The following is a 12621-nucleotide window of genomic DNA, read 5'->3' as shown; positions in this document are numbered from 1 at the left end:
ATGAGCCGCAACGCCGAGCTTGAACGGCTCACCCGGGTGCAACAGGTCCTGCGGCGCAAACGGCTGGACGCCCTGCTGGTCTCCCAGCCGGACAACCGCCGCTACCTCAGCGGCTACACCGCGCCCGACCACGGCATCCAGGAGAGCGCCGGCTTTCTCCTCATCCCGGCCGAGGGGATGCCGCATCTCCTGACCGATTCCCGTTTTACCCTCCAGGCCGAGGCGGAATCACCGCTTTTTCAGGTGGACACTTACGCCAAAGGGATGCTGCAGCTGTTGGAGAAATTGTGCAAAAAGAGCGGCGTTCGGACGCTAGCCTTTGAAAGCGATTACTTTCTCCACTCGTCCTTCCTGCGTCTGGCCGCCATGGCTGAAAAGCGGGGCTTGACCCTGCAGGCCGAGAGCGGGCTGATCGAAAAGATGCGGGCAATCAAGGACGAACACGAATTGCGCCTGTTGCGCCAATCCACCCAATTGAACGAGAAAGTCTTTCAATCGGTGTACAACACCATCGAACCTGGCATGACCGAACGGGAGATCGCCCTGGCCTTGGAGTTGACCATGCGGGAGATGGGCGCGGAAGGCCCGAGCTTCGACACCATCGTCGCTTTTGGAACCAACGCCGCCCGGCCGCACGCCGTGCCCACAGACCGCGAGTTGCAGGCTGGCGATCTGGTGCTGATCGACATGGGGCTGGTGTATCAGGGCTACTGTTCGGACATGACCCGGACCTTTGTCGCCGGCAAACCTGATCAGACCTACATCGACCGCCACCGCGCAGTGCGCAAGGCCATGCTGGCCGGGATCGGCGCCGTTCGCGCCGGGGTCACCGGGGCTGAGGTCGACCGGATTGCGCGGCAGACGCTGATTGACGCCGGGTATGAAGCCTTTGGGCACGGTCTGGGACACGGGGTGGGGGTTGCGGTGCATGAAGAGCCGCGCCTGTCGCCGCGCGGGACCAAACAGCTGCAGGCCGGCATGGTGGTCACGGTCGAGCCGGGTCTCTATCTGGCCGACTGGGGCGGCATCCGCCTGGAAAACATGGTGATTGTGGGCGAGGACGGCTGCGAGGTCCTTAACCAGGACACCACCGGTCTTGACCTGTAACCCGTTCGTCAACCGTCCCCCTTTTCAGTTTTAGGGAGTTGCATGGCCGCCAAATATTTCGTCCTCGACACCAATGTTCTGCTCCACAACAGCGACGCGATCACCTGCTTTGCCGACAACACCGTGGTGCTGCCGATGACGGTGATTGAAGAGCTGGACAAATTCAAGAAGAACAACGACGAGTTGGGCCGCAACGCCCGCCACGTCATCCGTAGCCTCGACCGCTTGCGCGTCCAGGGCAGTCTGGGCAAGGGCGTGCCCACCAGCGACGGCGGCGTGGTCTGGATCACCATGGAAAAGGAGGGAGACGGCGGCGCCTGCATTGATCTCAACATTCCGGACAACCGCATCATCGCCACCGCCTACCGCCTGTTCAGGGAAGGCAAACGGGTCATTTTCGTGTCCAAGGACATCAATGCCCGGCTCAAGGCCGACGCCCTGGGCATCGAGGTGCAGGATTTTGAGAAGGAAAAGGCTGATTTCGATCAACTCTACACCGGTTGGCGCAGCCTCAAGACCTCGGCGGCCACTATCGACCGCTTTCACCACAGCAAGGAGCTGCTGTGGGACGGAGAGGAGCTTCAGCCCAACGAGTTCGTTCTGTTGGTTGATGCGGTCAACGAGAAGCACACCGGGATTGGCCGGGCGGTGGCCGGCAACCTGTTAAAGCCGCTCAATCCGGCCTATGACTCCGCCTCCAACCTCCGACCCCGGAGCATGGAGCAGCGGCTGGCCCTGGAGCTGCTGATGGATCCGACGGTCTCGCTGGTCTCGTTGATCGGTCAGGCCGGCACCGGCAAGACCCTGCTCGCCCTGGCGGCCGGTATGGCCAACACCCTCAAGTCGAGCCGCTACGAAAAACTGCTGGTTTCCCGGCCGGTGATTCCGCTTGGCCGCGACATCGGCTATCTGCCGGGCACCAAGGATGAGAAGATGAAGCTGTGGATGCAGCCGATCTTTGACAATCTCGCCTACCTGATGGGCCTGACCAACGGCGGCAAGCAGGACGCGGCCGCCGAATTGGGCATCAATCGGCTGCTCCGCGAAGACCGGATTGAACTTGAAGCCTTAACTTATATCCGCGGCCGCTCGATTTCGCGTCAGTACGTGATCATCGACGAGGCCCAGAACCTGACGCCGCACGAGGTCAAAACCATTGTCAGCCGAGCGGGCGAGGGCACCAAGATGGTCCTCACCGGCGACCCGGAGCAGATCGACAACCCCTACCTGGACGCCAGCAGCAACGGGCTCAGCTACACCGTGGAGCGGCTCAAGGGCCAGGAGGCCTGCGGCCACATCACCCTGACCCGCTCCGAGCGCAGCCATCTGGCCTCGCTGGCGGCTGAATATCTGTAATATCCCACGATTGGAAATGTGAAACATTATGCGCCAGTACATGATTGACGAGATTTCTTTTCTCGAACGCGACGCCCTTGACAGCTACCTCAAGCGCACCCTGAAACCGGGTGGCCTGGAAGGCGTCTTTTTTCTCAGCGTGCCCCCGGACCTGCTGGGCCCGGAGCAGTTGAACCACGGGGAGTGCGGCCCTTTTTATTTTACGGTGGTGCTCGAACAGGGCTCGATTCGTTTTGAGCTGCTGGTGCGCAGCGCCAGCAACATGCACTGCACCTGCATCGCCCTGGCCACCCCAGCCCAGCGGCAGTTCGTCTTTGATTTTGCCGACCGCATGCTCAGCGAGGAGATGATCCGGGCATGAACCCAACCGCGATTCCATTGGAAGAACGCATTATCTTTGCCCTTGACCTTGCCGACCCCGGCGAGGCCAGGGCGCTGGTGGACCGCTTGTGCGGCCGCATCCGCTTTTTTAAGGTCGGGTTGCAGCTGTTTTTTGCCGGCGGCTGGCCGATGGTCGACTACATCGTGGGCAAGGGTTGCAAGGTGATGCTTGATCTCAAGCTCTACGACATCCCGGCCACGGTGCAGTTGGCGGTGCGCCAGTTTGCCAATCGGGGCGTCAGTCTGACCACGGTGCACGGCTACGGGCCGGTGGTGGAGGCGGCCCTGGCGGCCGAAACCGGGATTCAGATCCTGGCGGTGACCGTGCTCACCAGCTTTGGGGCGGAACAGCTCCGCGAGTTGCAGTATCCGGGAACCGTGGATGATCTGGTGCTGCAACGGGCCGAGGCCGTGCTCCGTCTCGGGTGTCACGGGGTGGTCTGCTCGGCGAGGGAAGCGGCGTTGTTGCGCGGCCGCTTAGGACATGATTTTGTCATGGTCACCCCAGGCATCCGCCCGGCCGGGGCCGATCTGAACGACCAGCAGCGGGTGGCCACGCCGGGGCGGGCCATTGCCGACGGCGCCGATTATCTGGTCATTGGCCGGCCCATCCGCGACGCCCACGACCCGGAGGCGTGCATCACCGCCGTCCAGGACGAGATATCCGCCGCTCTGGCCGCAATGCAGCGTTAAATTAAGGAGGACTGTATGTTGATTGATCTCTTGCGCGCCCGCAGAAGCATCCGCCGTTTCACCGCCCAGCCGGTGGAGCGGGAAAAACTCGATCTCCTCTTGGAGGCGGCCCTGCGCGCCCCCTCGTCCAAGGGCAACAATCCCTGGGAATTCGTCGTGGTGACTGACCCGGCTCGGCTGCAACAGCTTGCGGTCGCCAAGGCCCACGGCGCAACCTTCCTGGGCGGCGCACCTTTGGCGATCGTGGTCTGCGCCGATCCGGACAAAAGCGACGTCTGGGTGGAAGACGCTTCGATTGCCGCCGCCCTGATCCACCTGGAGGCTGCCGATCTTGGTCTGGGCAGCTGCTGGGTGCAGATCCGGTTGCGGCAACGCGACGACGGCTCCAGCTCCCAAGAATATATGAGCGAACTGCTCAGTCTGCCTGCGGGGATGATGGTGCTGGCGATGGTCGGCGTCGGGTATCCGGAGGGCGCGAAGAGCGGCCATCCGGCATCCTCGCTGTGCAGCAATCAGGTCAGTTTTGAGCAGTTTGGCCGACGGCGCTGAGCGAACAACAGCGCAAGAAAAAAGAACGCGTTGATGAAGGCTTGGCACCTACATCAACGCGGGTTTGACGGATAGAGTGGAGGGTGGGAGCGGCTTTAAGCAGCCTCAGCCCTTTTTGAGCAGTTCAAGCGCTTTTTCGCGGATTGCCGCGGTTCCCAGGCCCTGGTGGGGTATCTGCTCGGAGAGTCCGCCGGCGCCGTCCTTCCAGGTTCCCATCGCGCCGTATTTCGGAGCATAGCCGCGCTCCAGCAGCCAACTGCCGTAGCGGGCGCCTAGGCCGGTCTTGCTGTTCTGGGTCTCAACCACCAGCGCCATCGGGCTGGAACCCACCGTGGCCAGCATGGCCTCGTCCACCACATTGAGCACCGGCTTGTTGATCAGGCCGAGCTGAATGCCCTCTTCTTTGAGCAATTCCACCACATGCAGGCAGCGATAGAGCATCTCGCCGTAGGAAACGATGTAGCCGTCGCGACCTTCGCGGATCACCTCGTCCTTGTCCGGGGCAAAGGCGTACCCGTCGCCGAAGCGGTTCTCGCCCTTTTCGTTCAAAATAAACGGGGTGGCGGAGCGGGTGGAGTAGACGAAACGCAGGCCAGGATTATTGAAGATTGAGCTCAGGATCGCCTTGAGCTGCAGGGCGTCGGCCGGGAAGTAGAGCCGGGTTTGATCGTGCTCGGCCAGGCCGTTGTCGGCAAAGAAGTTGTTGATGCCGAAATGGCAGGTGTTGTCGGCCATGTCGTCCACCCCGGAATGGGAAAAGTGGGCGATGACGTTGGCCTGATTGAGCCGGGCCATGGTGATTTCGGAGATCACCATCTCCTGGAAGGCGGCAAAGGTGCCGAAAATTCCCTGCTTGCCGGGGCTGGAACCAAAACCTGCGGCCACCGAGAAGTTGTTGCGCTCCATGATGCCGCCGTGGACGTACACCTCCGGGCAGTTTTTGCGGACGTGGTGCAGGCCGCAGGAGCCCTCCAAGTCGGAATCCACCACCAGCACCCGGGAGGCGGGATTGTCCATCTCTTTGATCAGGTCGCTGACAATCTTGCCGAACTCGTCGCGGTTTTTGGCCGATTGGGTTGAACTGCCGCGATACTCGACCTTGGCGGCCTTGGCCGGAACCTGCTGGAGCATGGCCACCGCGGCCGCGTGGCCCTTGGCGGTGAGGTAGTCGATCGCCAGCGGCACGGGAATGACGTCGTGGCCCTTGGGCAATCCTTCGATGCCGGCAACGCCGACCGCCATCTTGCGTTTGACCACCACCGCCGCCGGTCCGTCGACGACAATTGCCTGGCGGATGGAGGCAAACAGGCTGTCCAGATCCTCGCCCTGGCAGGTCTGCACGACCAGACCATGGCCGGACAGGGTGCGCTCGAGGTCATAGCCCTTCATGTACTCGGTGGGATGGCCGGCGATGGTGACGTCGTTGTCGTCGAGCAGCAGCTTGACCTTGAGGTTCCGGGCCACGGCGTAGCGGGCCGCTTCGGCGTCGTCGCCCTCCTGCTGGGACCCGTCGCTGCCAAACATGAACACGTTCTGGGTCGGGTGCGCCTCGGCCACGCCGTTGACGTGACTCCACATGTGGCCCAAACGGCCGGAGCTGAAGAAGATTCCGGCTTCCTCATGCCGCTCGGGATGACCGTACAAACCCTTGCCGAATTCACGGTAATGGAGCAGCGCTTCGGCCGGCTGAAAGACGTTGAGCACCGCCATGGCGTATTGAATCGCTACCCGGTGGCCAGCCTCGTCAAAATAGACCGGATAGCAGGAGTCGCCGCCCTTCATGAACCCATCGGCGATCAACAGCTCCGGGACAATGTCGTAGGCCCCGCCGGTGTGGCCGCCCAGTCCTTTGGTGTTGGCCAGGGCGGTGAAAAAAACGATACTGTCGCGCACCAGATTGATGTTCTGCACCAAGGCGGCGCGCTGCTCCGCAGAAAGCCCGTCCTGGGCCACGGAGAAACGCAAGGGCGTGTACGCCGACAAATCAATAGGAAATTTCATAACATATCCTGATGGGAAGAAGTTCTGGGAACGGCTTTGATGGAAAGTCGCAGGGTTCCGTTCACGGTCCGGAAAAAACTACTGCACAGATAACAGAAATGTGAAAATCCGCAAGGGCGATCTCGCCCGGTCCGCACCGCCGCCGGCATGCGGCGAGGTCTTGCGCCTTGCGGTCAAGGACGGTACAAAGGGGGCACGCAACCAAGCCTTGCAACCGACATGATCACCCCCAACCGAGCAACCGCCATGAAAACCATCTGGAAATTTGAACTTACGCCCAACCGCGTCCAGGCCGTGCCCATTCCCTTTGGCGGCCAGATTCTGACCGTGCAGACCAAGGGAGACAACGCGCCGCTGATGTGGGTGCTGGTCGATCCCGAAATGCCGCCCCAGGACCGCTACATCGGCATCTACACCACCAACACCGCAGTTCCCGACGAGCCCGGTAGGTACGTCGCCACCTTTTTGATTTACGACGGCACGCTGGAGTTTCACCTGTTTGAAATGGACGGACCGCCGCCGGACGCCGAACCGCTGCCCGAGGCGATGTAAACCGGGGCGAACCTCAGGTGAAGACCACGGTGCGGTTCTGGAACACCAGGATCTGCCGTTGCAGGTGGTGCCAGATGGAGCGGGAAAGAATCACCTTTTCTAGATCCCTGCCCTTGCGCACCAGATCCTCGACCGAATCGGCGTGGCTGACCCGGATGACGTCCTGGGCAATGATCGGCCCGGCGTCGAGATCCGCCGTCACGTAATGGCTGGTCGCGCCGATGATTTTGACCCCCCGTTCAAAGGCGGAGTGGTAGGGTTTGGCGCCGGGGAAGGCGGGGAGGAAGGAGTGGTGGATATTGATTATTTTATTGCGATACTTGCTGATAAAGTCGTCAGAGAGAATCTGCATGTACCGGGCGAGGACAATGAATTCCACCTTGTGCTCGGCCAATAACTGCAGTTGCGCCTGCTCCTGTTCCCGCTTGTTGTCGCTGTTGACCGCAAAGAGATGGAAGTCGATGCCGAACTGGCGGGCCACCGGTTCCAGGTCGGGGTGATTGCTGATGATCAGGGGAATCTCCACATCAATCTCTTTGGATTTCCAGCGAGACAGGATGTCGTAGAGACAATGCGGCAATTTGGAGACGAAAATGGCCATCCTCGGCGTCTCGTGGGAGAAGTGCAGCTGCCATTTCATGTCGTATTTTTGGGCGATCAGGGTGGCAAAATACTCGTCGATCTTGTCGTCGGGGATGATGAAATTCTCCAACTCCCACTCGATGCGCATGAAAAAGACCTGGCGCAGGGCGTCAACGTGCTGGTCAAGAAAGGTTATGTTGCCGTTGTTCTTATAAATAAACTCACTGACCGTGGCCACGATGCCTTTGTTGTCGGGGCAATGGATGAGCAGGATGGCGGAGGAAGGAGCAGGTGGTGCGTCTGGGTTTTTCATGGCGAGGTGGGCAATGCAACGGTTGAGTTTAAAAAAGGAAGCAATCTGAAAAGGTTACACGAACCGGCGTTACGGCGAAACCCTGAAAATAGCCTTTTTAGCCCTGTTGCGCAAGCCGGGAAATGGGCGGCTTGCCGACAACACTGGGAAATTCCCTGATTTTTTGCTCAATCCACCAAAATCCGGCGGTCGCGAAGCCGCTCCCGGATTGGGACAGACCTCAATAATATAGCGCCTCCAGGATTTTTTTTAGGTTATCTCGAATTCATTCGCTACAGTGAAGCAACCGTTCAGGTCCAGCGCGCGGGACATCCGCCCAGGCGTTTTACGCAGGCCGGAACATGGACACAGCAAGAGGGCTTGCACGCATGGCACACAGCGCCACACGGTGGATTTTTGTAACGGCGTCCGTCTGGGCACTGCTCCTGGTGGGCGTTTTCAGCCCTGCTGAGCTCTTTTCCGGCCCTTCCGCCGCCGGGGTCGTTCCCGTCAAACCGGCCCGGATAACGGTTGTTGATGACGCCGCCTACGCCCCTTTCACCTTTCTCGACGCCGAAGGTCGTCCCGCCGGCATCACCGTTGACGTCTGGAAGTTGTGGAGCCGCAAGACCGGCATCCCGGTTGAGTTTCGTCTGATGCGCTGGGAGGCGGCCCTCGTCGCCGTGGACCGCGGAGAGGCCGACGTGGTCGGCGGGCTGTTCAAAACCGAGCAGCGTCTTGGCCGCTTTGATTTTTCCCGCTCGTATCTCTCGATTCCGAGCTCGATTTTTTTCCACAAACAAATCCACGGCATCCGAGGTCTTGAGGATCTGCAGGGATTTCCGGTCGGGGTTGTCGCCGGCGACAGCGCGGTGGAACTGATCCGCCAGGGCCATCCCACGATCCTGCTCCAGACCTACGCCGACGCTGAAACCCTGATCGGCGCTGCGGTGCGGGGCGAGATCAAGGTGCTGGCCCTTGACGCCGAGGTGGGGCGTTTTTACCTGGCCAAGCACGCCGCCAACGGGTTGTTTCGCGAAACCGCGCGTCCGGTCGCGGTCAGCCCGCTCCACACCGCAGTCCGAAAAGGCAATGCGGCGCTCCTGGCCGTGGTGGACGACGGCTTCAACCGGATGTCGGGGCGCGAGATCGCGGCGATTGTCGCCTCCTGGACCGGCCACTCCCTTTTTTCCACAATTTCCTGGTCCGAAATCAAGTGGTACGGAGCAGGCGTTGCGGCCTTGCTCTGCCTGGGTTTTTTCTGGAATCTCCAGCTGAGGAGAACAGTGGCCAAGGCCTTGCGCGAAGTGAAACAGCGCAACGACGAGTTGCGGGAGAGCGAGAGCCGCTTTATCCAGCTGTTTGAATCGGCGCCGGTTCCCATGGCCTTCGCCTCCGAGGTCGACGGTTATCAGGGAACGACCTGGAACGAGACCTGGCATCAGACCTTCGGGTACACGCGGGAAGAAGCCGAAGGCCGAAGCGGGTTTGACATTGGGTTGTGGCGCAATCCCGACGACCGCAGACGATTTGTCGAGTTGGCCAACAAAGAGCAGTCAGTGGCCGGTTTTGAAGCGCAGCTCTGCTGTCGCGACGGCTCCATCCGCATCTGTTCGCTGTTTGGCCGTTTCATCGGCGCGCCCGGCCGTCGGTTGTTGATGGCCGTTTATCTCGACGTCACCGAGCAGCGACAGGCGGCAGCGGCGCTGCGCGAGAGCGAGGAGCGTTTTTCCAAGGCCTTTGTCCTCTCTCCAGCGCCCATGGTCATCTCCGACATTGCCACCGGCCGCTTCATCGACGTCAACGAACAGTGGCTGCGGATGCTCGAATACACGCGGGAAGAGACCATCGGCAACACCTCCTACGCCCAAAGCATCTGGGAGGATCCGGCAAGCAGAACCCGTTTGGGCCAACGGCTCAAGGCAACCGGATCGTTTCGCGACGAGCCGATTCGCTTCGTCGCTCGATCAGGACAGGTTCGAGACGCCCTGTGGTCTGCGGTGGCCGTCAATCTCGGCGGCGCCGAGGTCATGCTGTCCTTGATCTATGATTACAGCGAGCGAAAACAGGCGGAGGACGAACTGCGGGAGAGCGAGTCCTTCAACAAGGTGCTGTTCCACGATTCCCACATTCCGCTGGCGGTGATCGATCCGGCAACCGGCCGCTTTATCGACTGCAATCCGGCGGCGGTCCGCATGTACGGCGTCGCGGACCGGGCCGAGCTGCTGCGCAAGGGGCCTGCAGAGGTGTCGCCGCAGTTCCAGTACGATCACGAGCCGTCAGACATTGCGGCTGCGAACAGAATCAGCCAGGCTCTCACCCAGGGATCGCTGGTGTTCGAGTGGCGGCACCAGCGGCCAGACGGCGAGATCTGGGAAACCGAGGTGCAGCTGATGTCTTTTATGCACCGCAACCGGCAATTGATCCAGCTGAGCCTGCAGGACATCACCGGCCGCAAACAGGCCGAGGCGGACAAGGAACGACTCCAGTTCCAGTTGCTCCAATCCCAGAAAATGGAATCCATCGGGCGCTTGGCCGGCGGCGTGGCCCACGATTTCAACAACATGCTCAGTGTGATTCTCGGCCACGCGGAACTGGTCCTCAATCAGACCGACCCCGGCCTGCCGCTTTTCTCCAGCCTGCAGCACATCCGCGAGGCCGCCGAGCGCTCGGCCGATCTGACCCGCCAGTTGCTTGCCTTTGCCCGCAAACAGACCGTGACCCCCAGGGTGATGGATCTCAATCAGACGGTGGACGGCATGCTCAAGATGCTGCGCCGCCTCATCGGCGAGGACATTGATCTGGTCTGGCGGCCGGGCGCCGACGTCGGTCCGGTCAACATGGACCCCTCGCAGATCGACCAGTTGCTGGTCAACCTCTGCGTCAACGCCCGCGACGCCATCGGCGACACCGGCAAGGTCGCCATCGAAACCGACAGCGTCGTCTTTGACGCGGCCTACTGCGCCGAGCACCTGGAATGCGCGCCCGGCGACTATGTGCTGCTGGCGGTGAGCGACAACGGCTGCGGCATCGCGCCGGAGCTGCTGCCGCACCTGTTCGAGCCCTTCTTCACCACCAAGGAGACGGGCAAGGGCACCGGCCTGGGTTTGGCCACGGTCTACGGCATAGTCAAGCAGAACAATGGCCTGATCAACGTGTCCAGCGAACCCGGACAGGGGACCACCTTCCGCGTCTACCTGCCCCGCCATCGGGGCAAGGCCGAGCAACGCCAGGAGGTTGCGGCGGCGGGAGCGGTTGCGCGCGGTTCCGAAACCATTCTGGTGGTGGAGGATGAAACCATGATTCTCGACATTGCCAAAACTATGCTCGAGCTGCAGGGATACACGGTGCTGGCGGCCGTCACTCCGGGAGAGGCCATCCGGTTGGCGCGGGAGCACGCCGGCGAAATTCATCTATTGATGACCGATGTGGTCATGCCGGAGATGAACGGCCGCGATCTGGCCAAGAACCTCTTGTCCCTCTACCCTGGCCTCAAGCGCCTGTTCATGTCCGGTTACACCGCCAACGTCATTGCCCACCACGGGGTGCTCGACGAGGGCATGCACTTCATGCAGAAGCCGTTTACCTTGGCCGACCTGGCCGTCAAGGTGCGTGAAGCCCTTGAAACCGACGCGCCGGGCGTGGCTGCCTGATCGCGGCTCAATTGCGGAGGACCTTATGGATTGCACCACCATGATTGATCAAGCACCCTGCCCCTGCGGCTCCGGCGTCCCCTTTTCAGCCTGCTGCGGGCCAATTCTGAGCGGCCGGATCGCGGCGCCAACCGCCGAAGCCTTGATGCGCTCCCGCTACACCGCCTACACCAAGGCGGACGCGGCCTATTTGCTGCGGACTTGGCGGGCCAACACCCGGCCGGCCGCCATCGACGCCGCGACCATTCCTGATTGGCGCGGCCTGGAAATTTTGCGCACCGAACAGGGGCGGGAAGAGGACGCCGAAGGTCTGGTCGAGTTTCGGGCCACGGCGCGGAGCGCTCACGGGGTTTTCTGCCTCCGCGAAGTCAGCCGCTTCGTGCGGGAGGCCGGGGAATGGCTGTATGTTAATGGCGATCTGATCGACGATGGCCACGCTGCGAAGGTGGGGCGGAACAGTCCCTGCCCCTGCGGCAGCGGCAAAAAATTTAAAAAGTGCTGCGGCCCCTGAGACGCCCGCGCTTTCTTTCCCCGCCTCTGGACGGTTGACAATGACGCTCCATCGCGAACTCCTCACCTCGTTTCCCAAAACCCTGTTGATCCTGGGAACCGATCTGGCTGGCAAGGATCATTGCGCCAATGTGCTGACCGACGCCGCCCAGGCGGCCGGAATCCAGGTGGAACGCCGGCGCGGGGCCTTCAGCGCCCAGGCCGACGACCGGCGGACCTCGGAAAACAAGAGCGCCCTCAACCTCTGGATGGAACGACTCTTTCTCGCTACCCTGCCGCTCCATTGCCGCCTTCTCCCCTTTCTGACAGCCCTGCTCGTCTGGCGCGACATCCGTCGGTTTCGCCCGCCTGCGGAGGGCTCCATCCTTGTGGTCAGCCACACCGCCATCCGCCTGCTGGCCTTTGCCCTGGGACATCTCTTCGACCGGGTTGAGGACATCCGAATGCCCTGGCTTGCGGATCGGGCACTGCGGGCCATCGTTCCGGCAACCGGCGCGCGCACCCTGGTTCTCGACATTGATCATGCCGTCAGAGCGGCGCGCATGGCGGCGCGCGAACAGCGCGGCAGTCTGGATCATTTTGATCGCTATATGGGCCAGGACCCGGTCCGTTCAGAGCGGATCGAACATTTTCTGGTCTGGATCGGAGCGACTTACCTGAAAGCGGAACGGATCGAAAACAATCATCTGAGCGACGCCGAGCTCTTGGAGGCGCTTATCGGTTCCCCTGCCAAGCTCCCCGGCTAATTCCATTGCTATTTCCAAAGTGAAGCGCGCCGCTTCGTCATCGACGAGCACAGCGAGGAGAAATCTCATTATGGCGCGATATTTCTCACTCCGTTCGAAATGCCCGTTAAAGGGAATTGTCAAGCCGTAACCTGAAAAGCCTTTGAATAATCGAAGGTTTTCTGATGCACGATGAGTGTGTGCATAATGCTCAACAATT

11 protein-coding genes are annotated in these 12621 nt (G+C 61.2%); 9 read left to right on the top strand and 2 right to left on the bottom strand.

Features of this window, described 5'->3' with window-relative positions:
* Genes RCH93_RS02200 through RCH93_RS02180 form a run of 5 tightly spaced genes read left to right on the top strand, consistent with a single transcriptional unit; the run spans nt 1 to nt 4086 of the window.
* Nucleotides 1-1107 carry a Xaa-Pro peptidase family protein gene (locus tag RCH93_RS02200; RefSeq protein WP_306546670.1) on the top strand — a complete coding sequence of 369 codons (1107 nt, stop codon included), beginning with the start codon at nt 1-3 and terminating at the stop codon, nt 1105-1107.
* Between the two features lie 42 nt (nt 1108-1149).
* Nucleotides 1150-2463, top strand: a complete 1314-nt coding sequence (locus RCH93_RS02195) for a PhoH family protein (protein WP_306546668.1) — start codon at nt 1150-1152, stop codon at nt 2461-2463.
* 28 nt (nt 2464-2491) lie between these two features.
* Nucleotides 2492-2824: a hypothetical protein gene (locus tag RCH93_RS02190; RefSeq protein WP_306546666.1), complete on the top strand. Its 333-nt coding sequence runs from the start codon at nt 2492-2494 to the stop codon at nt 2822-2824.
* The gene (gene pyrF / locus RCH93_RS02185) at nt 2821-3537 is read left to right on the top strand and encodes an orotidine-5'-phosphate decarboxylase (RefSeq protein WP_306546664.1); all 717 of its coding nucleotides are present in this window, start codon (nt 2821-2823) and stop codon (nt 3535-3537) included. Before RCH93_RS02190 ends, pyrF begins: the two co-directional genes overlap by 4 nt.
* 15 nt (nt 3538-3552) lie before the next feature.
* The gene (locus RCH93_RS02180) at nt 3553-4086 is read left to right on the top strand and encodes a nitroreductase family protein (protein WP_306546662.1); all 534 of its coding nucleotides are present in this window, start codon (nt 3553-3555) and stop codon (nt 4084-4086) included.
* Nucleotides 4087-4191: 105 nt separating this feature from the next.
* On the opposite strand, the gene RCH93_RS02175 is transcribed toward RCH93_RS02180, so the two are convergent.
* On the bottom strand, nt 4192-6087 hold the full coding sequence (locus RCH93_RS02175; RefSeq protein ID WP_306546660.1) for a transketolase C-terminal domain-containing protein: 1896 nt from the start codon (nt 6085-6087) through the stop codon (nt 4192-4194).
* A 246-nt stretch (nt 6088-6333) separates the two neighbouring features.
* Between RCH93_RS02175 and RCH93_RS02170 the strand changes: the two genes are divergently transcribed.
* Nucleotides 6334-6639: a hypothetical protein gene (locus tag RCH93_RS02170; RefSeq protein WP_306546658.1), complete on the top strand. Its 306-nt coding sequence runs from the start codon at nt 6334-6336 to the stop codon at nt 6637-6639.
* 13 nt (nt 6640-6652) lie between these two features.
* On the opposite strand, the gene purU is transcribed toward RCH93_RS02170, so the two are convergent.
* Complete coding sequence (gene purU / locus RCH93_RS02165; RefSeq protein ID WP_306546656.1) at nt 6653-7534, bottom strand: formyltetrahydrofolate deformylase; 882 nt, start codon at nt 7532-7534, stop codon at nt 6653-6655.
* A 368-nt stretch (nt 7535-7902) separates the two neighbouring features.
* Here purU and RCH93_RS02160 point away from each other — a divergent pair, with 368 nt between their 5' ends.
* The 3 genes from RCH93_RS02160 to RCH93_RS02150 are packed head-to-tail and all read left to right on the top strand — an operon-like array spanning nt 7903 to nt 12422.
* A complete protein-coding gene (locus tag RCH93_RS02160) occupies nt 7903-11166 on the top strand; it encodes a PAS domain S-box protein (protein ID WP_306546654.1) in 3264 nt (1087 codons plus the stop codon).
* A gap of 25 nt (nt 11167-11191) precedes the next feature.
* Nucleotides 11192-11677 (top strand): YchJ family protein, encoded by a 486-nt coding sequence (locus RCH93_RS02155; protein WP_306546652.1) that lies wholly within the window; start codon nt 11192-11194, stop codon nt 11675-11677.
* A gap of 40 nt (nt 11678-11717) precedes the next feature.
* Nucleotides 11718-12422 (top strand): hypothetical protein, encoded by a 705-nt coding sequence (locus tag RCH93_RS02150; protein WP_306546651.1) that lies wholly within the window; start codon nt 11718-11720, stop codon nt 12420-12422.
* The last annotated feature ends 199 nt before the right edge of the window (nt 12423-12621 follow it).

Origin of the sequence: Desulfobulbus sp., from assembly GCF_030824455.1 — a bacterium.
Classification (GTDB): Bacteria; Desulfobacterota; Desulfobulbia; order Desulfobulbales; family Desulfobulbaceae; genus Desulfobulbus.
The sequence above is the reverse complement of the archived record's forward strand: the minus strand, read 5'-3'. Positions and strand labels throughout refer to the sequence as shown.